Source organism: Flavobacteriales bacterium, from assembly GCA_016779995.1.
Taxonomy (GTDB): domain Bacteria; phylum Bacteroidota; class Bacteroidia; order Flavobacteriales; family UBA7312; genus UBA8444.
In genome coordinates this window covers 44,817-70,776 of record JADHMO010000008.1, presented here as the reverse complement: position 1 = coordinate 70,776, position 25,960 = coordinate 44,817, and the positions used below count along the sequence as shown (strand labels likewise).

Annotated in this window: 21 protein-coding genes and 1 rRNA gene; 13 read left to right on the top strand and 9 right to left on the bottom strand. The window is 36.8% G+C overall.

Annotated elements, in window-relative coordinates:
• From ISP71_06460 to ISP71_06425, 8 genes are all read right to left on the bottom strand, one after another.
• Window positions 1–112: ribosomal RNA gene (locus ISP71_06460) — 16S ribosomal RNA — on the bottom strand; the annotation flags it as partial.
• 451 nt (window positions 113–563) lie between these two features.
• Window positions 564–1,235 carry an SDR family oxidoreductase gene (locus ISP71_06455; GenBank protein ID MBL6663729.1) on the bottom strand — a complete coding sequence of 224 codons (672 nt, stop codon included), beginning with the start codon at window positions 1,233–1,235 and terminating at the stop codon, window positions 564–566.
• A complete protein-coding gene (locus tag ISP71_06450) occupies window positions 1,232–2,968 on the bottom strand; it encodes an aromatic amino acid hydroxylase (protein ID MBL6663728.1) in 1,737 nt (578 codons plus the stop codon). Before ISP71_06450 ends, ISP71_06455 begins: the two co-directional genes overlap by 4 nt.
• A gap of 54 nt (window positions 2,969–3,022) precedes the next feature.
• A complete protein-coding gene (gene purL, locus ISP71_06445) occupies window positions 3,023–5,257 on the bottom strand; it encodes a phosphoribosylformylglycinamidine synthase subunit PurL (GenBank protein ID MBL6663727.1) in 2,235 nt (744 codons plus the stop codon).
• 95 nt (window positions 5,258–5,352) lie between these two features.
• Entirely contained in the window at window positions 5,353–6,993 is a 1,641-nt protein-coding gene (locus ISP71_06440; GenBank protein MBL6663726.1) for an AMP-binding protein, read from the bottom strand.
• Between the two features lie 35 nt (window positions 6,994–7,028).
• Window positions 7,029–8,915 carry a helix-hairpin-helix domain-containing protein gene (locus ISP71_06435; GenBank protein MBL6663725.1) on the bottom strand — a complete coding sequence of 629 codons (1,887 nt, stop codon included), beginning with the start codon at window positions 8,913–8,915 and terminating at the stop codon, window positions 7,029–7,031.
• On the bottom strand, window positions 8,915–9,667 hold the full coding sequence (locus tag ISP71_06430) for a hypothetical protein (protein ID MBL6663724.1): 753 nt from the start codon (window positions 9,665–9,667) through the stop codon (window positions 8,915–8,917). Before ISP71_06430 ends, ISP71_06435 begins: the two co-directional genes overlap by 1 nt.
• 48 nt (window positions 9,668–9,715) lie before the next feature.
• A complete protein-coding gene (locus ISP71_06425) occupies window positions 9,716–12,688 on the bottom strand; it encodes a PKD domain-containing protein (GenBank protein ID MBL6663723.1) in 2,973 nt (990 codons plus the stop codon).
• Window positions 12,689–12,874: 186 nt separating this feature from the next.
• Between ISP71_06425 and ISP71_06420 the strand changes: the two genes are divergently transcribed.
• The 3 genes from ISP71_06420 to ISP71_06410 are packed head-to-tail and all read left to right on the top strand — an operon-like array spanning window position 12,875 to window position 16,136.
• On the top strand, window positions 12,875–14,089 hold the full coding sequence (locus ISP71_06420) for a hypothetical protein (GenBank protein MBL6663722.1): 1,215 nt from the start codon (window positions 12,875–12,877) through the stop codon (window positions 14,087–14,089).
• On the top strand, window positions 14,089–14,919 hold the full coding sequence (locus tag ISP71_06415; protein MBL6663721.1) for a hypothetical protein: 831 nt from the start codon (window positions 14,089–14,091) through the stop codon (window positions 14,917–14,919). Before ISP71_06420 ends, ISP71_06415 begins: the two co-directional genes overlap by 1 nt.
• Window positions 14,916–16,136: a discoidin domain-containing protein gene (locus tag ISP71_06410; protein ID MBL6663720.1), complete on the top strand. Its 1,221-nt coding sequence runs from the start codon at window positions 14,916–14,918 to the stop codon at window positions 16,134–16,136. The genes ISP71_06415 and ISP71_06410 overlap by 4 nt, the downstream gene beginning before the upstream one ends.
• 66 nt (window positions 16,137–16,202) lie before the next feature.
• Here the strand turns inward: ISP71_06410 and purE are convergent, their stop codons facing one another.
• Window positions 16,203–16,715: a 5-(carboxyamino)imidazole ribonucleotide mutase gene (purE, locus tag ISP71_06405; GenBank protein MBL6663719.1), complete on the bottom strand. Its 513-nt coding sequence runs from the start codon at window positions 16,713–16,715 to the stop codon at window positions 16,203–16,205.
• A 133-nt stretch (window positions 16,716–16,848) separates the two neighbouring features.
• On the opposite strand from purE, the gene ISP71_06400 reads away from it, so the two are divergent.
• The 10 genes from ISP71_06400 to aroB all read left to right on the top strand — a co-directional run bounded on the left by ISP71_06400 (window position 16,849) and on the right by aroB (window position 25,959).
• Window positions 16,849–18,453: a hypothetical protein gene (locus ISP71_06400; GenBank protein ID MBL6663718.1), complete on the top strand. Its 1,605-nt coding sequence runs from the start codon at window positions 16,849–16,851 to the stop codon at window positions 18,451–18,453.
• A 29-nt stretch (window positions 18,454–18,482) separates the two neighbouring features.
• Window positions 18,483–19,265, top strand: a complete 783-nt coding sequence (locus tag ISP71_06395; GenBank protein ID MBL6663717.1) for a hypothetical protein — start codon at window positions 18,483–18,485, stop codon at window positions 19,263–19,265.
• A 6-nt stretch (window positions 19,266–19,271) separates the two neighbouring features.
• The gene (locus ISP71_06390; protein ID MBL6663716.1) at window positions 19,272–20,510 is read left to right on the top strand and encodes a discoidin domain-containing protein; all 1,239 of its coding nucleotides are present in this window, start codon (window positions 19,272–19,274) and stop codon (window positions 20,508–20,510) included.
• A 101-nt stretch (window positions 20,511–20,611) separates the two neighbouring features.
• The gene (locus ISP71_06385; GenBank protein MBL6663715.1) at window positions 20,612–21,142 is read left to right on the top strand and encodes a hypoxanthine phosphoribosyltransferase; all 531 of its coding nucleotides are present in this window, start codon (window positions 20,612–20,614) and stop codon (window positions 21,140–21,142) included.
• Between the two features lies 1 nt (window position 21,143).
• Complete coding sequence (locus ISP71_06380) at window positions 21,144–21,716, top strand: adenylate kinase (protein ID MBL6663714.1); 573 nt, start codon at window positions 21,144–21,146, stop codon at window positions 21,714–21,716.
• A complete protein-coding gene (gene obgE, locus ISP71_06375; protein ID MBL6663713.1) occupies window positions 21,716–22,714 on the top strand; it encodes a GTPase ObgE in 999 nt (332 codons plus the stop codon). The genes ISP71_06380 and obgE overlap by 1 nt, the downstream gene beginning before the upstream one ends.
• Window positions 22,714–23,253: a phosphatase PAP2 family protein gene (locus ISP71_06370; GenBank protein ID MBL6663712.1), complete on the top strand. Its 540-nt coding sequence runs from the start codon at window positions 22,714–22,716 to the stop codon at window positions 23,251–23,253. Before obgE ends, ISP71_06370 begins: the two co-directional genes overlap by 1 nt.
• Entirely contained in the window at window positions 23,250–23,402 is a 153-nt protein-coding gene (locus ISP71_06365) for a hypothetical protein (protein MBL6663711.1), read from the top strand. The genes ISP71_06370 and ISP71_06365 overlap by 4 nt, the downstream gene beginning before the upstream one ends.
• Window positions 23,399–24,952, top strand: coding sequence for an alkaline phosphatase family protein (locus ISP71_06360; GenBank protein ID MBL6663710.1), 1,554 nt, complete (start codon window positions 23,399–23,401; stop codon window positions 24,950–24,952). Before ISP71_06365 ends, ISP71_06360 begins: the two co-directional genes overlap by 4 nt.
• Window positions 24,949–25,959: a 3-dehydroquinate synthase gene (gene aroB, locus ISP71_06355; GenBank protein ID MBL6663709.1), complete on the top strand. Its 1,011-nt coding sequence runs from the start codon at window positions 24,949–24,951 to the stop codon at window positions 25,957–25,959. The genes ISP71_06360 and aroB overlap by 4 nt, the downstream gene beginning before the upstream one ends.
• The last annotated feature ends 1 nt before the right edge of the window (window position 25,960 follow it).

The following is a 25,960-nucleotide window of genomic DNA, read 5'->3' as shown; positions in this document are numbered from 1 at the left end:
ACCCGTGCGCCACTCGTCAGCGGATTGCAAGCAATCCCTGTTACCGTTCGACTTGCATGTGTTAGGCCTGCCGCTAGCGTTCATCCTGAGCCAGGATCAAACTCTTCGTTGTATAAAAGTTTGTATAAATTCCTGGTTCGTTATAAGCTATAAAAAATTGACGTTGAATTTTCTTGTTTAAATTTCGTCTATCCCATTAAATCAAAGAACAATTTGTATATCCACAATCAGTTTTCACTGAAAGGGTCGGCAAAGATACAATACTTTTAATAACCGCAAACTGTTTTAAATATTTTTTTTCAAATATTTTAAGCTTGTTCACACCCTTTTTATTGGTGCTACACTTTTTCGTTCAAAAGCGGCTGCAAATATACTCGCTTATTCATTCCGTACAAACCTTTTGTGTTTTTTTTTAAATTTTATTCAATTTCTAAATTCTTATCTAGTAAATTTATAAAATCGAAGCGGCTAATTGAAATTTAAAATCGCAATAAGTGAGGTTTCACACTATAATCAAAGAGCAAAAAGCGTACTTAAACAGTGAAAAATAAATCAATCTGGGATTATGGTGTGGATGAAGATACTGTTAATATCTTACCATTGTATAGTTTTCCGTCTTGTGTTGCAAACCTATATATGTAGTTAGCCATTTCTGCGGCAGACGTATTGGCTTGATAGTCTGGAAAGGCTTCTTGTAGCATTTCGGTCTGGACAGCTCCAAGTGCTAAAGCATTAAATCGTAGTGAACTTTCCTTAAACTCCTCTGCTAAACATTCAGTAAGTATACTAATAGCCCCTTTACTACTACTGTAAGTGGATAATCCAGAAAATTTGACACTACCTTGAACACCTCCTACACTACTTATGTTGACTATATGTGCATCATGATTGAAATGTGCTAATAAATCTCTAGTCAGTTTAATTACAGAAAAAACATTGACACTATACACATGGTTAATGTCTTCATTAGTCATCTGACTTAAGGGCTTGTTAACTAAAGCACCCGCATTATTTATTAGTATGTCTATTTTACCAAATGATTTAACAGCGTCTATAATAGGAGTAAAATTCTCAGCAGTCAAATCAAAAGCTAAGGTGATGGCACCTAGTTGTTCTAACTCCAACAATTTATCTTGATTTCTTGAAATGGCTATGACTTGATGTCCATTAGCTAAGAATTGTTTTACCATCTCAAATCCTATTCCTCTACTTGCTCCGGTTATTACGACTTTCATTCTATCAAACTTAAACTATCTTTAATCAAAGCCTTGGTAACTTCATCACCATCGGCATTATTTAGGTGTGTTCTTATCTCAGCATTTAATGACTTATCGGTACTTATCTCAAGAATCTCTACTGCTGCTAACCAATCTTTAGGGTGATTTATCAGTTCTTGCCATACACTTGCTAACTCTTGCTTATCGGCATTGCCTTCTCTTACATCTCTAATTTTTTGGTATAATTTATGTAGCTCCAAACGCTTTTCACCGTACTGAATCTTATGAGTCAATTCGCTAGGCACAAAAGGGTTATCCTTTGAGAACACAGCCATATCGGCAGCGCCAGAAAATACAGATACTATGGATTCTCCTACAGCCATATCGTAAGTCCCCCATTCTGGCTGAAATAATACTTCATCATTATAACTAACGTGACAATCTTCAAAGCTAAGTATCATATTCAAGCCTTTTCTGTTTTTTGAAACGTTAATGAGTTTGCCTTGCACATTTACCCCACTTTCAAATTCTAGCGAAACCTGTTTTCCTGCCTCAATTTCTATATTCATCAATTCATCAATACTCATATTTTCTAATGGCATCGAGGTATTTTTTAGTCGGCCAACAGGAGAACTAAATCCGTGAGCATGGTAGCTTTTATCGTGCCCAACCAATTCTTTGTTTTGCCAAGCTAGTGCTGTAGGCGAGGAAGTTGATAAATAAACAATTTGTCCATTATCGCTAATAACATTATTGAAAATACCTGAAACTTGTAGTCCTGAACTGTATTCTACAGTACAAGTGTTATTGGATGCTATAGCTTTCTCAAGACCTTCTAGTCCTCCTATGCGAAGTGCCATCGTATTGGCAAATTCTTCTAAGACTTGTGTCAAATGTGTGTAAGAAGGGGTTACGTATAATTGAGGTTGAGGCTCGGTAATATCAAAAGCTTGTTGAGCAGCTTCAATAGAATAGGGTAGTTTTTTTACTTCTTCTCTCAAACAACTCTCGCTTTCTCCTATCGAAGAAAGTAAACCAGCACCATATATTTTTGGTTGGTTTAAATCGCCAATTAGCCCGTATTCAACAGTCCACCAATGCAAGTTTCTAATTTGCGCCATTTCCGAGGGTTGCTCCATATTAGCTTGTATGCCCTCAATGTCTTTTTCGGCTTGAACTATTTCTTTTTCTTCGGTGTTCGGATCTTCTTTTATAATAGACAAGTGTCGTATAGCCTCATATAACTCAAAATCTTGAGCTGAAGAAATAGCTTTACTTCCGATTTCACCAAACAACCTCAAGTATTCAGCATAAGTTGGGTCGGCAATAATTGGAGCATGACCAGCGGCTTCGTGCAAAATATCTGGCGCAGGAGTATATTCGATGTGTTCAATTTGTCTTATATCGGCAGCAATAACGAGTACTTTGTATGCCTGAAATTCCATGAATGATGAGGGGGGCAAAAAACCATCTACACAAACACAGCCCCAGCCAATCTTACCTAATATGGTATTCATATCTTTTATATTGGGAATGGAATCAATAGTAATACCCGTCTTTTCCAAGCCTTTAAGATAAGATGAATCAGCAACCTTACTTAGATAGGCTAAATTTTTGCGCATAACGTATCGCCATACCGCATGATCTACTGGTGTATAATTGTCGTAATCTTGACTGACTACAAACTGTCTGAGGTGAGCCGGAAGTTTCGCAACCTGAGGGTTTCCAAAGTCGTTAAAATCTGTTTTCATAATAGGCTAGTTAGTAAGCCAAATTTAGTAAAACAAATTAGAAAAGAAAGAAATTTATAAGTGTTTAGCTAAGGCGTTGTCAAACAACTCTTTATACTCATGCACTTGGCCAAAAGATTCGTCATCAATACGGATATCACCTCTAGTTACATGTCCTAATAATGAGAATGAAACTGATGATTTTTTGAGCGCATCAAGGAATTCGTCTTCATTTATTTCGGCTACAGAAACCACCACTCGAGATGGCGATTCACCAAATAAAAAGGCATCTTCTCTGATTTCTCCACTTGTAGTTATATCAAAACCTAAGCCCCTAGGCATAGCACTTTCTAATAGAGTAATAAACAAACCGCCATCAGCAACATCGTGAGCCGATTCGATATGATTACTTCGAATAAGTGTTTTTATTAATTCTTGTAAGTCGTATTCCTTATCTAAATCAAAAGGTGGAGTTGAACTAGTCTTTATACCATGATAAGATGCTAAATACTCTGAACTGCTAATGTTATTGTGTGACTCACCCAACAAATATATCAAGTCACTTTTACCTTTGAAGTCTAAAGACATGATGTGTTTTTTATCTTCAACAATTCCTAACATACCAATGGTTGGTGTCGGGAAAACTGGCACTTCATTACCATCAATAGCAGTTTGGTTGTAGAAACTTACATTTCCTCCAGTAACAGGTGTTTTGAATTTTAAACAAGCTTTGGACATTCCTTTAATTGCACCTACAAATTGCCAATATACTTCTGGATTGTATGGGTTACCAAAATTCAAGCAGTTGGTAATTGCTGAAGGCACACCACCAGAACAAACGATGTTTCTAGCAGCTTCGGCAACTGCCATGGCGCAGCCTTCTTCAGGGTCAGCATTGACCATTCTAGCATTACAATCTACTGTCATAGCTAAAGCTTTGTTTGTGCCTTTAATATTAACAACACCAGCATCTTTTGGAGCGTTAGTGCCCATATTTATAGTTCCTACCATAGAGTCGTACTGCTCGTAAACCCATTTTTTAGAAGCTATATTAGGGTGTGTTGTTAAGAACTTAGCTACCTCAACCAAATCTTTTGGTTGCTCTAGCTGTTCAATAGAGAATTTTTTAAACTCTTGGTAGTAGGCAGGTTCTGAATACTCCCTTTCATAAACGGGTGCACCACCACCTAATACTAAATCATCTGCTGGTACATCGGCTACCAATTCTCCGTGCATATAATACTTGAGTTGTCCGCCTTCGGTAACTTCACCAATTTGCTCACAACTTAAATCCCATTTATCATAAATCTCGTGAACGATGTGTTCCTTACCCTTTTCAACGACTATGAGCATACGCTCTTGAGATTCTGAGAGTAAAATCTCCCAATCTTTCATATTTTCTTGTCGTGTAGGCACTTTATCTAAATGAATAATCATACCGTGTTTACCAGCAGCACTCATTTCAGATGTTGAGCAAGTGATACCGGCAGCACCCATATCTTGCATACCTACTATTGCATCGGTTTGCCCCAACTCTAATGTTGCTTCTAATAATAGTTTTTCTTGGAAAGGGTCACCGACTTGAACTGCTGGTAGGTCGTTGGCAGAATCTTCTGTGATATCTTTAGAGGCAAAAGCCGCTCCATGAATACCATCTTTTCCTGTTCTAGAACCGACAATATAAACAGGATTGCCAACACCAGACGATGTCGCTGAAATAAGACCATCGGCTTTCATTATACCTGCTGAAAAAGCATTGACTAAAGGATTGGTATTATAACATTCGTCAAAGAAAACTTCTCCACCAACAATGGGAATACCAAAAGCATTACCATAATCGCCAATACCTTTAACAACACCCTTGACTAGCCATTTGGTACGGTCTAATTCTATGCTACCAAAACGCAAAGAGTTTAATTGTGCAATAGGTCTTGCACCCATAGTAAAGATATCTCTATTGATACCTCCTACCCCAGTAGCTGCGCCTTGATATGGCTCTAAAGCTGAAGGGTGGTTATGACTTTCTATTTTAAATGCACAGGCTAAACCGTCTCCAATATCTACCAAACCAGCGTTTTCTTCACCCGCTTTGACCAGCATATGAGGACCGTCTTTAGGTAAGGTTTTGAGCCAAGTAATGGAATTTTTGTAGGAGCAATGTTCCGACCACATGACCGAAAAGATACTCATCTCCGTAAAGTTAGGTGTTCTACCTAAAATGGATTTGATTTTATCAAATTCTTCAGGACGTAAACCCAGCTCTTGAGCTTGTTCTAAAGTGGCTAGTGTAGTGGTTGCTTGTGCAGACATATTCTTGTTTTTACAGTATGGGCAAAAATAAGTATATCACTCATAAAAACGACTAAAAATAAATGGCTTTTTAAAAAGTTTTCAAGAATATCCGACTAGCTTACAATATAACCATCTTTCTCATACCAAGTGGTATAGTTATCCTTGTACAAACGTTCTACTTCATTTCGTTTTATCTTCATAGATGGCGTAAGCAGGTTGTTTTCTATGGTCCATTCTTTGTCCAGCACAACAATTTTCTTCAAATGTTCGTGAGATTCAAACTTAGGGTTAACAATTTTTAAAGTAGTTTCTAAACTACCATAGACATCTTCTATTGGTCTACTCTTGCCATATTCAGAAAGCGTAATTAAGGCAATAGGCTGAGGCAATCCTGTACCGACTACACAGACTTGTTCTATGTTTTTGTTGGCAGACAATTTCATCTCAATAGGTGCTGGAGCAACGTATTTAGCTTTTGAAGTTTTAAATAAATCTTTAACTCTACCTGTTATCTTCAAATAACCCTCAGCATCGATATGACCTTCATCACCCGTATGCAACCAACCGTCTTTTATGGTTTCTTGAGTTTGCTTATCCTCTTTGTAATATCCGTCCATTAAAGCCACGTGCTTGATAAGGATTTCATTTTCTTCACTTAACTTCACTTCACAATGTGGCAAGGCTTTACCAACAGAGCCAAACTTAATACCATCGTTGAGTGTAACGTGAGAATAACAGCAATTTTCTGTCATGGCATAAGCCTCTTGGATTGGAATACCTAAACGCTCGAACCACTTGAGTGTAGATACTGGCGTGGGTGCTGCTCCTGTAAAAATATTTCTAGCTTCCTGCAGTCCTAAACCAGACTTTACCTTTTTCTTAATGAGTGATGAAACCAAAGGAATAGACAGTAAAACGTTTAACTTTTTCTGTGGCAATTTGCCCAATATACCTTGTTGGAATTTGGTCCATATACGAGGCACTCCTAAAAATGCTGTTGGCTTGGTATCGGCTAAATTTTGTGCAAAAGTATCTAAGCTTTCGGCAAAAGACACCATACCACCAGAATACAAACTTCCCATTTCCACCAACAAACGTTCAGCAATATGACATAAAGGTAAATAGGAGAAAAAGCGTTCTTCTGTTGCCAATCCTAAAAGTGGAACGGCATTAGAAGTTGCAAAAGAGAAGTTATAAAACTTATGCATCACCCCTTTAGGCATACCTGTAGTTCCTGAAGTATAAATGATGGTCGCCAATTCGTTGGGTTCACGCACCACATTCTCGGTCATAGGCTCGACATCTTTTATCAAATCGTCCCAAACAGGATAGCCCTCTTCACTGTAAAAAGGAAAGGCTATACAAGGTAAATCTTTGGGAACACCGGGGCGCATACTTTCGAAATCGTCTAACTTACCAACGAATAACAATTTGGACTCACTGTGCTCTAAAATTTGTGTGATACTCTCTGCTTTTAGATTAGGATATAAAGGCACCGAAACGTGACCAGCCATCATAATAGCTAAATCGGAAATAATCCAATGGGCACAGTTTTTAGATAGAGTAGCTATTTTACTATTGGCAGGAAAATCCAAAGATTTTAAATAAGCCGCCATCTTTCTGACTTGTGTAGCCGTTTCCGACCAAGTCCAATGGTGCCATTCGCCATTTATGGGTTGGCGCATATATAATTTATTGGGCGTTTCTTTCTCCCAATGGTAAAACATCTCTAGTGGTGACTTGTAATCTTGCATAGGTACTTGTATTTAATGGTTCAAATATAAACTTTTTACAATACCCATTTCAGAGCCAACTTTATTTCTGTTAATGTATTTCCTTCAACGCTACCACTTTTTATGGGTGTATTGTCATAATAAAGGGTTTGAGCTAGTTTTAAATTAAATGTTAAACTCCTAAACTTATATTTGAAAACTGTAGAAATACGTTGCCCCTCGCCATAATGAAAAGGAATATAAAAGCTATGCATAACATCAGGTTCATAAGCATAGATACGGCTTGCAAAAGATGGACTATCAAAAATGAGGTATCGGAAAGAAAGTGACCACGCTTTATTTACAGGTCTGTAATGCATCTCTTGAGCCAAAAGATAAGCACGTTCATTTTCTAAATGGTTCCAATTGACTCTACTTTTAAATCTATAATTGTCCCAATCGTAAGTCCATTGTAATAAGTATTTGTGTTGCTGACGTTTGCTAATTAAAGGCAACCCATAGTGTTCCTTATCATCTTTAGTTTTGTTCTCCCATTGCCCTCGAGCAATTAGGCTCGATGTCTTACTGACTTTATACATCAATTGCAGTAAATAATCTTGCCCAAGACTAGGGACTTGGCTGTAAAAATTGGCTTGAGGAAAACGATAAAAATCGGCATACAGTGACAATGTCCATTGTCGATTTATATCTAAAGACAAAGCCGAATAAAGCCCCCTTTCATTTCTTGTAGAAGATTGTTCTCCAAAACCTTTGGAATCTAGTGCATAATAGTCCGAACTGTAATTTCTATATAAAGTAGAAAACAACACATTAGAAGAAAGCTGACTATTTAAGGCTGATAAAAAAGCCCAAGAATTGTTCTGCCAAACACATTCTCCAAACAAATGAGTGTTTTTATAACTTAGTGAGTAATCCCATCCTAAAGCCAAGAGTTGAGATAAGGTATCCTGACCTAGAACAAGTGATTTGTCCCAATTTTGTGCCAATCCATACAATGAACTAGAAAACAAACGTTTTTTATAGTTTATACTTGCGCCCAGATGTTGGTGCAACAATTGCCTTTTATCTTCATATTCAGAGATGCCCCTGTGCAAACCTGTTACTTTTATAGAAGTGGCTAGTGCCAAAGAATCTATACTATTGGCATCTTGTTTTCTTGATGATACCAATAAAGAAAGCTGCCAATTATTCCAGTGTTTTTGATAAGCTATACCTCTCAAAAATCCATACTCTCGTGTGGAAGTGTGAGAACGAAAAATTGGTGAATTTTTAAAGGTTGATGACACCCATGCTGATTTACCCAAAGTAAATGACTGATAACACAATAAACCCTGTCCTAATGACAATTGATAGTCCCCAACAAATAGTCGATTATTTTTATGCTTTAGATTGGCATACATTGTTATGAAATCCAAATATTTTTCACCCGCATCCTTTTCTGTAATTAGTCCATAATTGGCAACTTTAGAACGTGCAGAATATATGGCATAAGATTTGAAAGGATTACCTAAGTATTCTCCATTTACATATTCTTTTTCTTGTTCTAAAGACCTTTGAAGGTAAAAACGAAGTTGGTGTTTATAGTTTGATTTTTTTAGTGGAATAGCTTTAGAAACAGTAACAAAGGGCAATAGTAATCGGATAGTTTTGAGCTTTAGTGCTTCAATGGCTTGTAGTTCGTACAAAGATGAAAATTGCCCTTTGTCCCTACGGTATTTGATGATGGCGTTGGCTTGTTGAAAATTTAAAAAAGGAAACTGATGTAATTCTTGTAATCTACAGTTATTCAAATCCAAGGGATGTTCTAGCAGCGAATAAAAAACCTCTAATTGCTGATCATCAACACTTAACTCTTGATTAGAGATATAATCTTGAAAAAGGCTAGGCAATTCCTGTGCATATAGGCTTTGAAAACTGAATAAGATGAATAGAACTCTCCACATTACTCTAAGTTGTATGTGAGTGCCATTTGTGGACTAAAGCCTAAATAATAATGGTAGGCAAGGTAAGTATCAATACATAGATTATGCCACAAAAAAGCTATGCCAAAAGCATTATTATTGGCTTGGGTAGAAAGACTAGTAAATAAAATTATCTTCGATGAAGGCTCATAATGCAATTGAGCTACTAAAGCCGTTGGCAGACTTTCTGTTTTTTGCATACTTATAGCCAAGTTCACTTTATCAGAAGCAACATACTTAAGCCCTAGATGGAATGCCGAAGGCTCTAAATACTGACGAAAAGGATTATAGACAACAGAAGATGCACTCAGTAAATGACTAATTTGATATTGCACTCCAAAATCGGCTAACAAACCACCATAATTATCATAGCCTATTTGTTCTCGTTTGTAGCCTAATGAAAGTCCCATAACAAAACTAGGCGATAAATTTTTAGCCAAGGACAAAGCCCACTCATTGACATTATAATGGGTATTGCCAAGGCTATTCCATTGCAGTAAAAGGACACCAAATTGGTAAGGTTTAGCAATTCGTATTTGGGCATTAGTCAGTTCGGACAATCCAAATTTATAGTCAGCAGACACGCCAAATGAAGTCGTTGTCAATGTGCTTATTCCAGCTACATTTTCAGCCCACAGACCTTGACCATTAGCACCACGCCCTTCAACAAAAGTAGATTGAGAAAAAAGAAAGCAGTATGATATTATGAATCCAAGAATAAGTAATATTTTCATGAAAAAGGATTGAATTCAAAAATCAATTGAAGTTAGCTAATCAAGGCATCAATTGATGTTTAAAATTAGGGTTTCTAAATGCTCACATCCTGCAGCATTGGTTGAATAATGCTCATAGATACCACTACAAAAATAGGTTTGTGAGTTTGCACTCCAAAAATAGGAGGTGTTGGCACTCACAGTTGAAGTGTTAGACGTTGATAATGTAATATTCAAATTGAGTTGTTCATTAACGTAACACCCTTGAGGACTATAAACCAACTGATTATAAACTCCACTGGTGGTATATTCCTGCCCTGATATATCCCAATAATAAGAATCACAAGAAGTTACATTGGTAATGTTGTTATCGGGAGAATTGATAACTAAATTTAGAGTATCAACGTGAGGACAACCGTTAGCAGCGATAGAATGGTTAGTGAAAATCCCTGAGCAGAAATAGGTTGTCCCGTTCCAAGTGTATGAACCCGATGAAGTGTGGTTGGTGTAAGTAGAGATTGTTGGTAGTACTGAAATTACTTTTGTGATGGTATCGCTACCCAAAGCATTAGAAGCTATAAGGGTTACAAAATATACTCCCGCAATGTTGTAGGTATGGTATGGGCTTTGCTCTGTAGAAGTATTGCCGTCACCAAAGTTCCAATTCCAAGAAGTAGGTACAAATAATGATTGGTCATCAAAGAGTATAGGTTCAAGATGACATAATAAATCACTCACTTCAAAGTCAGCTTGAGGATAGCGTTTGAGAGGGTTTTTCCAAAGACCTCTTCCATGAGTAGCAGCATAAAGTGAATGATTAGAAGATTTTATTTCCATTTCATAAACAATGACGTTAGGCAAACTGTTGTTATTGTAATGGCTCCAATTGTAAGTCCCATTGGTAATAGCGTCAGCATCTCCCTTATAAACTCCAAAATCGGATCCTACGTAAACGTGATTGTTCAATTCATCAATTACTAAGCAATTGAAAGGAATATTGGGCAAATCTCCCGATACATTCGTCCAAGTAGAACCTCCGTTTGTACTTCTATAGACTGAATGACTATTAAAACCAGAAAAGGTGACCCATACTTCATTGGGGTTTTCACTATGTGCAACTATATGAGTAATGTGACTATTTGGTAAAGCACCACTAATGTTACTCCAAGTATTGCCCCCATTGGTTGTTTTAAAAAGTTTATCGTCATATGAGAAATAAAGAATATTGGAATTGGTAGTTGGCTCTATTTCATCTAGATTGTTATTATTGGACTGTCCCGAGGTAATGGTAGTCCAGCTATCTCCTCTATTGGTACTTTTATACAATTCTTTAAAACCAGCATAAATAGTAGCAGAATTGTTAGGGTCCATTACAAAAGGAGTTTGCCAATTTCCTTGAAGATTTCCTGGAGGAGAGATATCATCAATACTTGTTTCAGTATATCCATAGTTATCGTAGGTTCTTTTCAGTGCACCATATTGATGGGTATGATAACAATTATCGGAATTATCAGGGTCTATGAATGCCTCCATAACATCACCAGCCAAAATAGTAGAAAAAAAGTTAGAACTCTTTCTAAACAAACCGTTATCTTGACTTCCAGCCAAAATCTTATCCTCGGTTTGAGACAAACCTAAACCGTAAAATTGAGTAATTGGAACTCGTTTTGTCAAAAAAGTCCAATCAAAACCTTGACCATAATAGTCTGGGTGCGGAGTTTTGAACAAACCCATATCAGAACATATAAATAATTCGTTGGATGGACTATAATAAATGTTATGAATATCGACTAATGTATTGACGGTATTATTAAGATGCAGCCATGTAATTCCGTTATCGTTTGAACGATACATAGAAACACCACCAACATAAATTTGACTTGCCGACCAAGGGCTAACAGCCATAGCAAAGTCATACCAGCCCTGCCCATAATAACTCCCTGGATTTGATCCTACTAAATTAGGCGTAGTTGAATTATGTACATTACTAGTCATATGTGTAGTCCAATTGAGTCCAGCATCAGTTGACCTAGCGATGGTATAAAAATTCCTGTCGTCATTTTTTATTTTAGCAAAAAACACGGTGTTGGGAGAGTGTGGGCTTACTGCTATTTGACCTCTTCTTCCTCCCGTCAATATTCCAGAAGAAGTAATTTGAGTCCAGCTTTGCCCGTTATTGGCAGAACGCCAAAACTGACCATTTGTACGAGTTGCAGCATAGACAATATCAGAGTTGGTGGGATGAAAAACGACGTTCATAAAATCTCCTGTTCTGACATTTGTAAAGCTTGTCCCTTGGTTAGTGGACCTAAAGATACCTTCTGAAGTAGTTACTAATAAATTATTGTCGTTTTCAGCATCTAGAGCAATGTCTGTTACTAATATTTCTTGAGAATTGTTGTACTGTAAACCTGTTGTTTGCCAACTATCACCGCCATCTGTAGATTTGAGCAAACCGAAAGAATAAATATCTTTTCCATCTCTATCACCAGTAGCTAAAAACATAATATCTGGATTGTTGGCGTTAATAACAATATCGGATACGCCCAAGCTACTCAGAAAATCCGTATTGGTTGACCAACTTTCTCCACCATTTGTAGATTTCCACACTCCACCATCGGGAGTGCCAACAAACATGATATTAGCATTATTGGGGTGAAAAGCCAAACAATTTACCCTGCCAATACCATAACCAGCAGACGTTGGACCTACCAAAGACCAATTGGGCTCTGATGATTGAGCATTATATACATAGAAATTATTAGCCGATGTTGATTGCTGATTAAGAGCTTCGCTATACAAATCAAACAAAGGTGTAGGGTCAAAATTGCCTGTTGGAAAGACACGAGGCTCCATATAATTTTCCCAACGTCTGTATGGGGTAAGTCCATTGCCTCGTTCATTCAAATCGCCTGTAAAGTTTTCATAAAACTCCTCACGGACATCGTAAAAATTGAAGCGTTCGCGGCTATCGGTAGAAGATTGTGATAGAATAAGTAAAGGAGATAAAAAACTATATATAAATATGTGTATTTTTTTCATTGACTTTTAATTTAGGGACCTTAAATATATAAATTATTAAAATAAAAATCATAAATTGGCAAAGAATATACTACTTAAAAACCCATGAAATACTTTTTACTACTATTAACTATACCTTTATTTTCTCATAGCCAAATTGTGTCCGACGAGTTATTACGTTTAAACAACGTTAGTAACACTTCACAAATGAACAGTTTAACTGCTCCAATGAATGGCAGCTTGTTATTCAATCAAGAAATTAACTCCACCTTTCTTTACGATGGCTATGAATGGGTAGATTTGATGGATAGTTGGAGTGTAGGAGGAAATCAAAACACACAAAGCCAACATTTTATTGGCACTACCGACAATCAGGACTTGATGCTCAAAACCAATGATACAGTACGACTGGTTATAACAAAAGATGGAGATGTTGGTGTTGGCACCAACCAACCTAGTGGTAAGCTGCAAGTCAAAATGGAAACCTACCTACAAGACATGTCTTCAAACCCCACTAATGGAGTTACGGTGTCATTATTATCCTTAACCCCAGGTTTTTGGACTACCCCAATTAATTCAGAAAGCCGTGCCTTCGACAACAACCCAGAAACCTTTTTTGAGTACGGTTTAGGTGGACTTTCCTCTAATCAATATACATCACATGCTGCCATAATTTTAGACCTTAACACCTTAACTCCTCCAGTAATAGGGCGTTATGGGGTCTTGTGCCACACTAATTCCTTCCAAGGTTGGTATTCGTATCCGACTAGTAATGATTACTGGATGTGTCCTGTTCCAAGGCGTTTTCATTTACAAGGGTCACACGATGCTACCAACTGGGTGGACTTGTCACCAGAAGTGGAACGTTCGCCCTTTGATTATATAAACGAAAACCTACAAACCTTTGATATAGATAATGATGTTGCCTATCGCTACATAAGACTAAGAATAACCCGACATGTAGCTTATTTTGATGTTGGAGGAAGTATCGAGGGAACAAATAGAATTAGTGAGTTAAAGTTATATGCCAAAATTGAAGATAATGGATTTGTGGTCAAAAATTCGGGCAATACAGCCATTGGTACCCAAACTCCAACAGAACGTCTTCACGTAAATGGCAATATCATTGCTAATAGTGCACTAACACCAGACTATGTTTTTGAAAAGCACTATGAGGGAAAAAGCAAGAGCAATCCTGAGTATGAACTGATAAGTTTAGAAGATGTAGAAATATACGTTGAAGAGCATCATCATCTTCCTAATGTACCTTCAGCCCATGATGTAAAAAAGCAAGGAGGCATTATTTTAAATCAAGCTACAGAAAAAAACCTAGAAAAAATCGAGGAGCTATACCTACATTTTTTTGAAATGAAAAAAGAAATCAATCAACTTAAATCAGAAATTGAACAAATAAAAAAATAATGCATATACAATCTAAAAATATACTACTGAGTCTGTGTGTTATATTATTTTCTAGTGGAATAGTATGTTCGCAGACCAATAACCAACTCACACGAGCTAAAAATTTTGATGACAATAATACGCTAAACTCCATCAGTAATCCTAACGAGGGCGAAGTTGTTTTTGTAAGTTCTGAACGTACAATTTTTCACTATGACGGCACAAATTGGCAACCCAATGGCTATGGGTGGAAAATGGGCGGTAATGCCAATACAAACCCATCTGTCCATTTTTTAGGCACTACAGACAATGGAGATTTACAACTGCGTTCAAACAACGATTTAGGGATAATTGTTAAGAATAACGGAAGAATTGGGGTAAATATAGAAAACCCCCTTGGTCTTTTGCATATCAATAGCGACATTAATGATGTACAGGGAACAAATGCCATAGATGATTTCGCTATAATGGGTAGTCTTGTAGGCATAGGCACACACAATCCTAGCGAATTATTGCACGTCAATGGCAATATTATGGTTTCTAGTGCTTTCAACACTCCAGATTATGTCTTTGAAAAGTATTATACAAATAACATGAGTAGTCAACCAGAATACGAATTCATTGATTTAGAAAAGGTCAAAGAATTTACTAAACAAAACCTCCATTTGCCAAATGTTCCCTCAAGAGCAGATTTGCAAAAAAAAGGCGGCATGATATTAAACAAAGCCATAGAAATGAATCTTGAAAAAATAGAAGAATTGTTCCTTCATAGCTTTGAACTGAGCAGAAAAATAAAGGCTCTTAAAAGTGAGATTGAATTACTTAAAAATGAAAAACAACAAAGACCATGAAAATAACAGTTAAAATTTTTATTCTTCTACTAGTTTTACCTGCAGTATTATATGCTCAGTCAGACAGAATGAAGTTGTATAATGTTTCTACTTTTACAGACCTTTTGAACATACAAAATCCCCAAGCTGGTCAGATGACTTATCTAGCAGAAGATGAATTTATATATCAGTACACTGGCACACACTGGAGTAAATTGGGCAAGTCGTGGCAACTTGAAGGCAATCAGAATATTGGCGCACAAGATTTTGCAGGAAGCATAAATCCTATGCGATTTGATTTGGGCACCAACAATAAAAACCGTATCACCATAAATCCTAATGGCAATGTTGGCATTAATACAACACCTGAATATGCATTTCACATAAAAACTAATCAAATTATAGCTAACGAAAACCCCGTTAATGGTACTATAAGCTCTAACTCTAGCCAAGGTTCACAACCTCCCAACTTAGCAATAGACAATAACAATTGTACATTTTGGGCGAGTGCAGTAGAACCTACTGGAAATAACCCTATTTGGCTTAGAATGGATTATGGCTCATCGCCTCGTATTATTGTGGGCTATACTATTCAAGCAGGATTCACATCAAACGGTTTAAGTCATGGTCCTGAAGATTGGGTTTTTCAAGCCTCAAATGACGCCTCCGAATGGGTAACATTACACAACGCACAAAACATTAACGTCTATGGAAATATTGAATTCAATTTTGTCAATACAGATTCTTACAGGTATTATCAAGTTTTAATGTACAACAAAGCAAACCCAGCCTTAAATAATGTACGTATTCAAGAACTAAAACTATATGAGGGTCAGCTTTCCACAGATGAAGATTTTGATGCACTCATATTTACTGACGGAAAGCTAGGGCTAGGTATAGAACCAAGCGAAAAAGTCCACGTTAACGGAAATGTCTTTTGTATATCTGTTCAGACCCCAGACTACGTTTTTGAACAGTATTATGACAAAAACAATGAACAGACCAATAATTATGAATTCATGAGTTTGGAAGAGGTAGAAAGCTTTGTAAAAGAACACAAACACCTACCCAATATACCTTCGGCTCAAGAAGTCAAAGAAAAAGGGGGTATAGTAGTCAATCAATCTGCTGAAAAAAATCTTGAAAAAATAGAAGAACTATTTCTTCATATCATAGAAATGAATGAAGAAGTCAAAAAACTTGAAAGAGAACTAGAAGTATTAAAAAGAGAAAATTAAATTTTCATAAAAAAAAAGGCTCAAGAACTTAGTCTTGAACCCTTATAAAATTGTAAGCTAGTGCTACTACTGCACTCTGTAATCAAATTTTTCACTAGCCAAATCTTGATTGGCTTTAACAATTTTTTGTTTCATATTCATCTTAAACTCTACCATTCTTGCGTGAAGAGCATCATCAGAAGTTGACAAAATTTGTCCTGCTAAAATACCAGCATTGTAGGCTGCATCTAGTCCAACAGTTGCTACTGGAATACCCGGAGGCATTTGTAAGATAGATAATATGCTATCCCAACCGTCAATAGAAATCGATGAACGACAAGGAACACCAATAACTGGAACCGTAGCAAAGGCTGCTACTACGCCTGGCAAATGTGCTGCACCACCAGCACCTGCAATGATAACTTTTATACCACGTGCGTGAGCATTGGAAGCAAACTCCTCAACCTTTTCTGGCACACGGTGTGCTGACAAGGCATTTATCTCAAAAGGAATTTGCATACTATTTAAAAAATCTGCGGCTTTGCGCATTACAGGCATATCCGATGTACTACCCATTATTATACTTACTACTGCTTTCATTATATATTGTTACTAAATTAAAGCTGCGAATTTAAAAAAAAGTAGAGATAATATATGTCAATTAAATTTTTCATTTTAAATAAACTTAAATTTTGTAACTTGCGATTCCTTATAAACAACAACTTAAAGTTAAATGAAAAAACTAGCACCCTACTTTTTTTTAATTCTATCTTTTTCATCTTTTCATATCAGTGCTCAAAGCAGCAATGAATTTGTGCGTGTTACCACTGTTGAAAGTATTGCCGAATTAAATGCTATCACTTCTCCCTATGAGGGCAGTTTAGCCTTTGTCGAAAACCAAAATAACATTTACCAATTTGACGGTTTGAATTGGCAAACTTTAGGAAATAGCTGGTCATTAGATTTAAACAAAAACATTAGTCCTAACAACTTTTTAGGCACTTTAGACTCCAATACTATTGTCTTTAAATCCAATGATAGTACAAGGATGAGTATCAATGGTGAAGGACAAGTAATGATAGACAGTCGTTTTGATATAAGTGAAAATGCTGCCTTTCAAATTGGTTCAGGTGGGTCTTTACCAACAATGGCTTCTGACACTACGCCTTTCCCTTATAGAATAGAGGAAGGCCCTCTTAACAGAGCAATGCATTTCTATTACCCAGCTGAATACCCTAGTGGTGCTTGGTCTACCTATCCTTTATTCAGACAATTCCCTGACCATCCTCCTTTTCATGCATTCGACGATGACCCCAATACCTTTTGGAGATTTATGAGGTTTAGACCTCAACAGAATACGACACATTACAGTTCTTTCTACAGAGCTGGACTAGTTGTCGATTTTGGTGTTCCAACATACATAGCAGGAATAAAAATGACAATGGGTCCGAATCAGAACCGTGCGCCTGTACAAGTGAGGCTTCAGGGAACGAATGAAAATCCAGTGGTTTACGATGAAAAAAAATGGGAGAAAAAGTATAATCCTAGCACCTACGATTGGCATAGTTATGGCTCAAACTTTAAGTGGCAACTGCATTACCCGCCTTTTTATAGTACGTCTAATTATGCTGGTCCAGGTCCAAATCTTCGTTCAAGAAGCCCAGCATTTGTGACAAATTGGAATCATGCAGATTATGCCAATAACAGAGAGCATACCTTTTTGTACGAATCACCTCTTCCCCATAGGTATTGGTTAATAAGTTTTCAAGTTTATATTTTAAATACTTGGAATACTCTTTTAAATGATTATTATGTAGGTAATGAACCTACCTCTATGATATCAGTAATTAATGATACGGTACTTCAACACGAATATCCTCCGTATAACTATAATGTAAATTTACAGCAACGTACATACGAGATTAGTGAAATAGATTTTTTGATGCCCTCGTTTACCATTACTAAAGAAGGTTTAACAGGTATTTCCACCACAGATCCCAGTCATAAATTACACGTTCACGGTGATATTTTAGCTAGTGGGAGCATAACTCCTGACTATGTATTCGAAAAGGAATACGAAGGTAAAAGCGATAGAAAACCCGACTATGTGCTATTGTCATTAGAAGAAATAGAACGTTTTGTGAAAGAGCGAAAACACCTTCCCAATGTGCCTTCCGTCAGTGAAGTAAGCAATCAAGGTGGAGTAATCGTTAATCAGGCTGTTGAGAAAAACCTTGAAAAAATTGAAGAATTGTACTTGCATAGTTTTCGATTGCAAAAACAAATAGGAGAACTAAAAGCCCGTATCCAACGCATTAAAAAAGAACGTTTAGAATAGTCGCTTAAACATTGAAAAAAAATGATTTCATGAAAAAATACCTTTCCAACATCGGCACACTTTGCCTACTCTGTGTTTGCTTATTTGTAGATGCACAAGACCGAGAACAATTGTTAAATCTGCACAGTGTAAATAGCACTGAAATGAATAATGTCAGCGCACCTCAATCTGGTCAATTGATTTTTAATACCATTGATAGCCTAGTTTATCTATACGATGGAATAAGCTGGAAAGCTATAGAATTGGGGTGGTGTATAGACGGCAATTCGGCTATTGATGCCGAAGAAAACTTTTTTGGGAGTACCAACAATCAAGACGTTAAATTTGAAACAAATAACACCCAACGAATGGTTGTTAAAAACAATGGAAACATTGGAGTAAATACAACTAACCCACTAGGCTATTTTCACGTCAAACAAACTAAGGATTTTATAGTGACCAAAAAGGGCTTTGTAGGTATTGGTACATCAAACCCTACTGAAAAAGTACATGTCATTGGAAATGTGTTAGCATCTGGTAGCATAGAGTCTGGCATACCCGACTATGTGTTTGAACACTATTACGAAGGCTACAGCCCACTAAATCCAAACTACACCTTCCTTTCACTAGAGGAAGTCAAAGCCTTTGCTAAAGAACACAAACATTTGCCCAATGTACCAACTGCACAAGAAGTTCGAAAAAAAGGGGGAATTGTAGTCAATCAATGGACCAATCAAAATTTAGAAAAAATAGAAGAGTTATTCATTCACCTTATTGAAATGGACAAAAAGGTCAAAAAGATGACAGAACAAGTTGAACATTTAGAAAACTAATAAAAAATGAAAAAATTAAACATACTTTTTCTCAGCATATTCTTGAGTTTTCAACTTCAAGCTCAAGTACCCACTTCAGCACAATTGATAAAACTGCATAACGTAGCAAACTACACGGCACTAAACGCCATTGTAAACCCTTTGTCAGGTAGTTTAGCCTTTGTAAATGATGAAAGACTACTATATCAATTCAACGGCAATTTTTGGCTTCCTTTTGAATCATGGAACAAAACAGGAAATTCCATAAACAACACCAATAGTGTAGGCACATTCAATGCTATGGACTTTAAAATAAAGACCAATAATGCCGATAGAATAGTCATTAAAAACAATGGCAGAGTGGGAGTCAATACAGTCAATCCTAACTCCATTTTAAATATTAATACCCATGTAATTGAAGCTAGTTCTGATGCCGAACAATCAGGCTCATACTTCGCCAGTCATGTACTAAACAGTTCTACTGGTCCGGACAAAGCATTTGACAACAATACATGTACAAAATGGGCAGGTACAGGTACGCCAACACTAACTTCTCCGCAGTGGATAAAAATTGACTACGGCGCAGGACAAGAAAAAACAATCACTAATTATCGAGTAAAAACAGGCTTTAGTGCTAATGGTGTTAGTTATGGTCCAGGGGTATGGAGCTTACAAGGCAGTAACGACGATAGTGAATGGACCACCATACATGAACAAATCAACAGCAGTTATAACGACTTATCTTTAAGCTGTTCCAACCAAACGGCATTCCGATACTATCGACTCCTGATGCAATCCAAAGCTGACCCTAGCCGACCTCAAGTAGAAATTCAAGAGCTATACCTGTATGAGGGTCAACTTAGTGCTAGTACTTACCACCCAGCCTTTGTAATGGCAGATAATGGCAAAATCGGACTAGGAACGAATACCCCCACAGAAGATTTACACGTCATTGGAAATATATTTGCACACGGAAGTATTGTTCCCGATTATGTTTTTGAAACCTATTTTGATGGCGAAAGCCAACTCAACAAAAACTATAAAATGTTGAGCTTAAAAGAAACAGAAGATTTTGTTAAAAAACATAAACACCTTCCCAGAGTACCTTCTGCTAAAGAAGTTGAAGAACAAGGAGGAATAATTATAAATGAGGCTACTCTTACCAACCTAGAGAAAATAGAAGAGCTCTTTCTGCACATTATAGAAATGAATGAAGAAATAAAATCATTAGAGTCAGAGCTTCTAAGACTAACAACTGAAGAATAGCATCATTTCTAAAAAACTGAAGTAAGTCCTCACAAAATACTTTATCCTAACAGGCATTGCTCTATATCGTGCTATTTGTTGTAAATTCGCAAATATTTAGAATGGTACAACTACACGACAAAACCTTTGAACCTTACCTTTCGGAATTTGAAATTCAAGAAATCGTAAAGGAAATGGCGCATAAAATGGGAGTTTTGAAAGATGAAAAGCCCCTATTTATTATCATTTTGAAAGGTTCTTTTATTTTTGCATCTGATTTAGTGAAAGCCCTCGATTTCGATGTCGAGCTATGTTTTATGCAGCTCAATTCCTATGAAGGCATACAAAGTAGTGGTAAAATCAAAGACATTATGGGAATTCCCCAACAAATAAAAGGACGAACATTAGTAGTCGTAGAAGATATAATAGACACAGGAAATACATTAGAATACCTCAACCAACACTTATTGGCAGAACAACCACAAAAGATATACTATGCTAGTTTGTTACTGAAGCCTAGCGTCTATAAAAAAAACCTAGCTATTGACTTTGTAGGAAAAGAAATACCCAACGAATTTGTAGTTGGCTATGGCTTAGATTATGAAGAATTAGGAAGAACCTTAACACAAATTTATAAACTCAAAATCTCATAATATGCTCAATATCGTATTATTTGGACCCCCAGGTGCAGGAAAAGGCACACAATCGCAATTGCTAATCGACCAATATAGTTTGATACATCTCTCTACTGGCGATATTCTAAGAGGGGAAATTGCTCAAGGCACTGAGCTGGGCTTAAAAGCCAAAAGTATAATGGATAGAGGGGATCTCGTTCCTGACCAAGTAGTAATTGGTATGATACGTTCTATATTGGAAAAAAATCCGAATGCTCAAGGCTTCATCTTCGATGGCTTTCCTAGAACTACTGCTCAAGCCGAATCCTTGGATCAGATGTTAGACGAGCTCAATACCTCGATTTCTACTATGCTATCTTTAGACGTGGACGACGACGAGCTGACAAAAAGACTACTAGAACGTGGCAAAAGTAGTGGACGAGCAGACGATGCTAATGAATCTATTATTAGAAATCGTATTCAAGAATACAACAACAAAACAGCACCGCTAAAAGAGTTTTACTCACAACAAAATAAATTGCAATCCATTGAAGGTGTAGGAAGTATTGATGCTATTAATGCTAAACTTTGTGAAGCTATAGACCAACTCTAATGAAAGTTAAAAATTCCAACTTTGTCGATTATGTCAAAATATTTTGCCGTTCAGGCAAAGGTGGAGCGGGTTCTGCCCACTTTTTAAGAGATAGAAATACTGCTAAGGGTGGTCCTGATGGTGGTGACGGTGGTTGTGGAGGTCACATTATCATTCAAGGCAATGACCAAATGTGGACATTACTTCACCTCAAATACCAAAAACATCTTTTTGCTGAACACGGTGGCTCTGGAAGTGGTAACAAAAAAATTGGTAAAGACGGACAAAGTAAAACCATACAAGTCCCCCTAGGCACTGTGGCTAAAAATGCCGAAACAGGAGAAATCCTTTTCGAAATTACAGAACATCAGGAGGAACAAATTTTGCTAGAAGGTGGTAAAGGTGGAAGAGGAAATGTACACTTTAAATCCCCAACCAACCAAACACCCCGTTATGCTCAACCCGGAATGGATAGTCTTGAAGGTTGGTTTATTCTCGAATTGAAAATACTTGCCGATGTAGGTTTGGTCGGTTTTCCTAATGCTGGAAAATCTACACTTCTTTCCGTAGTATCTGCCGCTAAGCCAGAAATTGCCAACTACGCCTTTACAACACTTGTGCCTAATTTGGGTATTGTCTCCTATCGTGATGAACGTTCTTTTATTATGGCTGATATACCTGGTATCATAGAAGGTGCTGCTGAAGGCAAAGGATTAGGCTTACGTTTTTTAAGACACATAGAAAGAAACTCTACTTTATTATTTCTAGTTCCTGCTGATAGTGATGACATCCTAAAAGAATACCAAATTCTTCTGGGTGAATTAAAGAAGTATAATCCACAACTTTTAGATAAAAACAGAATATTGGCTATCAGTAAATCGGACATGCTAGACCAAGAACTAAAAAATGAAATAGCTCAAGATTTACCTCAAGATATGACATGCCTTTTTATCTCGTCTGTTGCTCAGCAAGGGCTAATGGAATTGAAAGATGCGATTTGGCAAAAATTGAATGAATAATGGAATGGCTCATTGAATTAGATAAAAATTGTTTTCATCTGATAAATCAGTCAGGCTCAACGACTTGGGATAGTCTTATGCTTTTTGCTAGTCATAAATTGTCGTGGATACCTTTGTACATTCTTTTAGTTTACCTCGTCATAAAGGAAAAGGGCAAAGAAAGTATTTGGATTTTAGCAAGTATAGGTTTAGTTATTGCTTGTTGCGATATGGGAAGTGTACATCTTTTTAAAAACACTTTTCAGCGTTTACGACCTTGTCATTTCTTCGATGAAGTACGACTAGTCTCAGAAAGATGTGGTGGACAATATGGCTTTATATCCTCTCACGCTTCTAATGTTTTTGGCTTAGCTGTAGTGGTAGGCAAACTAATGAATAAGAAGTTTTTATTTGCGGCCTTATTTATTTGGGCTGCAGGGGTGGCATACTCTAGAGTATATCTTGGCGTTCACTATCCATTGGATATTCTAGGTGGTATGTTATGGGGAACTTTTGTCGCTTTAATAATCGTTTCTCTTTACAAGAAATATAGAACATGAAACAGTTTAATTGGATATGGTTCGTTTGGCTACTTCTAGTCATCTTATGGAACTACATTTGGGTAGATGTACCTCCTCTAGCCGATGTACTTGTTGCTATTTTTCTTTCTATTTTAGCTTATCAATTTAATTTAAAACTCAAAAAGTGAAAAAAATCATATTAGTATTGTGTGTTATGCTTTGGGGCATTTCTCAAGCTCAAGAAAAACCCAAACTTGTAGTAGGTATAGTAGTCGACCAAATGCGCTATGATTACGTTTACCGTTTTTGGAATCAATTTGGAAATAATGGCTTTAAAAAATTGGTAAATGAAGGTTATTTCTTAAGAAATACTCACTACAATTATACCCCAACCTACACAGGTCCAGGACACGCTAGTATATTTACAGGCACTACTCCTTCTGTACATGGGATTATTGGAAATAATTGGTACAATAAAGCTGACGGTTTATCGGTATATTGTGCTGGAGATGGCAATTCAACTACTGTCTGCGATTGTGATAATCACATCGATGTAGAATCTACAGCGGGTAAAATGTCACCTCATCGTATGCTTACCACCACTTTTTCAGACGAATTAAAATTGTTTTCCCCACTATCCAAAGTATTCGGTATTTCGATAAAAGATAGAGGAGCAATACTACCCGCAGGACATAGTGCTAATGGTGCCTTTTGGATGGGTAAAAGTGGAGAATGGATATCTAGCTCTTACTATTATGAGCAACTTCCCGAATGGCTAATAGAATTTCAACAAAAGAAACCCGCTACTAGCTATTTTAAAGGGGCTTGGAAAGGTCGTGGGTTTGGCTACCCTATGGATAGCCTACTAGCAAGTAATGGTCCAGCATCTGTAAAAAGTACTCCTCAAGGCAATACCTACCTCAAAGACTTAGCTATTGAGTTAATTAAATCAGAAGAATTAGGAAAGGATAATATTACAGATGTATTGACGCTAAGCTTTTCATCGACTGATTACATTGGTCATCAATTTGGACCACATGCTCAAGAATTAGTCGACACATACATTCAACTAGACAAGGATATTGCAGAAATATTAAAACACATAAACTCTACAGTAGGGCAAGAAAATACTTTGATATTTCTAACCGCAGACCATGGCGTAGTTAGTGTACCTAATGAATTGAAAGCTAGAAAAATACCTGCTGGTTATTTTAATGCTTCAAACTTAACCACTGAACTGAATAACCATTTGTCAAAAAGATATGGAAACAATACGTGGGTTTTAAAATATTCTAATCAACAGTTTTTTCTAAATCGTAAGCTAATAGAAGAACAAAAACTTAGTCATCAAGAAGTACAACAACTAGCGGCTGATTATTTGATTGGTGTAGAGGGCGTACAGTACACCTTCACCGCACATCAACTGCATCACAACGAATATCAAAATAGCTTTTATTCACTTATTCAAAAAGGCTTTAACCAAAAGCGTTCTGGCGATGTCGTTATTGCTCTAAATTCAGGATGGATAGAATGGAATTCACCAACAGGAACAACACATGGCTCATGCTTCAGCTACGATACGCATGTTCCTTTGTTATTTTGGGGCAAAGGCATTCAACAGGGTGTTTCTGACGAATACATTTCTATCTGTGACATAGCACCTACTGTCAGTACTTTATTAGGAATTTCTTTCCCTAACGGTTGTACAGGTCAACCCATCAGAAGTATTACCGAATGAAAGTAGTTCATAGCTCAACATATAATATAACAATTGGCAAAGGTAGTCTACAAACTATCGAACACTCAAGGTATTCGGCTATTGCCATTTTAGTGGATGAACATACTAAAGCGCATTGCTTAGATATCTTTCTCGAAGAAAGTCAAATCAATCCTAAGCTAATTATTGAAATATCTTCAGGCGAAGAACACAAAAACATTTCTAGCTGCGAACACATTTGGCAACAACTGACCAAAGCTCAATTTGACAGAAAGTCACTTCTCATCAACTTAGGCGGTGGCGTCATAGGAGATATGGGTGGATTTGCTGCCTCTTGCTACAAAAGGGGTATAGATTTCATTCAGGTACCCACCACCCTACTAGCTATGGTAGATGCTTCAGTCGGTGGAAAGCTAGGTATAGATTTAGAAAATTTTAAAAATCAAATCGGATTATTTAAATCTCCAAAAGGAGTATATATTTTCCCAAAGTTTTTACACACACTAAGCCAAAGGCAAATTGTATCAGGATATGCTGAAATCGTAAAACATGCTCTAATTGCTGACAAAAACTATTGGCAATTGTTAATGAAAACAACAATTGAAAAGATAAATTGGGAGGAAAATATACATCATTCTATCACTTTAAAAAATGATATCGTTGAATCCGACCCATTTGAAGAAAACAAACGTAAAATTTTGAATTTTGGACATACCCTAGGACATGCTATAGAAAGTTATTACCTCAAGATAGAAAAGGATATTCTACATGGTGAGGCTATTGCTTTAGGCATGTATTTAGAAACTGAGCTATCACCACTCCATAGCGAGAGGAAAAAAGAAATTCAAGACTATTTGAAGTCCAACTTCAATTTAGTGGAATGTCCATCCTTAAACCAACTCCTACCCTTTCTCAAAAACGATAAAAAAAATGAACACGATAACATTAATTTCTCGCTGCTCGATGATATAGGTTCTTGTAGCTACAACAATGAATTTAGTATAGAGGAAATACAGGCTATTTTTTAAT

Bases quoted from the DNA above. Each gene is read 5' to 3' on its own strand.
- ISP71_06455 (MBL6663729.1), bottom strand. From the start codon at position 1,235: ATGAAAGTCGTAATAACCGGAGCAAGTAGAGGAATAGGATTTGAGATG.
- ISP71_06450 (MBL6663728.1), bottom strand. From the start codon at position 2,968: ATGAAAACAGATTTTAACGACTTTGGAAACCCTCAGGTTGCGAAACTT.
- purL (MBL6663727.1), bottom strand. From the start codon at position 5,257: ATGTCTGCACAAGCAACCACTACACTAGCCACTTTAGAACAAGCTCAA.
- ISP71_06440 (MBL6663726.1), bottom strand. From the start codon at position 6,993: ATGCAAGATTACAAGTCACCACTAGAGATGTTTTACCATTGGGAGAAA.
- ISP71_06435 (MBL6663725.1), bottom strand. From the start codon at position 8,915: ATGTGGAGAGTTCTATTCATCTTATTCAGTTTTCAAAGCCTATATGCA.
- ISP71_06430 (MBL6663724.1), bottom strand. From the start codon at position 9,667: ATGAAAATATTACTTATTCTTGGATTCATAATATCATACTGCTTTCTT.
- ISP71_06425 (MBL6663723.1), bottom strand. From the start codon at position 12,688: ATGAAAAAAATACACATATTTATATATAGTTTTTTATCTCCTTTACTT.
- ISP71_06420 (MBL6663722.1), top strand. From the start codon at position 12,875: ATGAACAGTTTAACTGCTCCAATGAATGGCAGCTTGTTATTCAATCAA.
- ISP71_06415 (MBL6663721.1), top strand. From the start codon at position 14,089: ATGCATATACAATCTAAAAATATACTACTGAGTCTGTGTGTTATATTA.
- ISP71_06410 (MBL6663720.1), top strand. From the start codon at position 14,916: ATGAAAATAACAGTTAAAATTTTTATTCTTCTACTAGTTTTACCTGCA.
- purE (MBL6663719.1), bottom strand. From the start codon at position 16,715: ATGAAAGCAGTAGTAAGTATAATAATGGGTAGTACATCGGATATGCCT.
- ISP71_06400 (MBL6663718.1), top strand. From the start codon at position 16,849: ATGAAAAAACTAGCACCCTACTTTTTTTTAATTCTATCTTTTTCATCT.
- ISP71_06395 (MBL6663717.1), top strand. From the start codon at position 18,483: ATGAAAAAATACCTTTCCAACATCGGCACACTTTGCCTACTCTGTGTT.
- ISP71_06390 (MBL6663716.1), top strand. From the start codon at position 19,272: ATGAAAAAATTAAACATACTTTTTCTCAGCATATTCTTGAGTTTTCAA.
- ISP71_06385 (MBL6663715.1), top strand. From the start codon at position 20,612: ATGGTACAACTACACGACAAAACCTTTGAACCTTACCTTTCGGAATTT.
- ISP71_06380 (MBL6663714.1), top strand. From the start codon at position 21,144: ATGCTCAATATCGTATTATTTGGACCCCCAGGTGCAGGAAAAGGCACA.
- obgE (MBL6663713.1), top strand. From the start codon at position 21,716: ATGAAAGTTAAAAATTCCAACTTTGTCGATTATGTCAAAATATTTTGC.
- ISP71_06370 (MBL6663712.1), top strand. From the start codon at position 22,714: ATGGAATGGCTCATTGAATTAGATAAAAATTGTTTTCATCTGATAAAT.
- ISP71_06365 (MBL6663711.1), top strand. From the start codon at position 23,250: ATGAAACAGTTTAATTGGATATGGTTCGTTTGGCTACTTCTAGTCATC.
- aroB (MBL6663709.1), top strand. From the start codon at position 24,949: ATGAAAGTAGTTCATAGCTCAACATATAATATAACAATTGGCAAAGGT.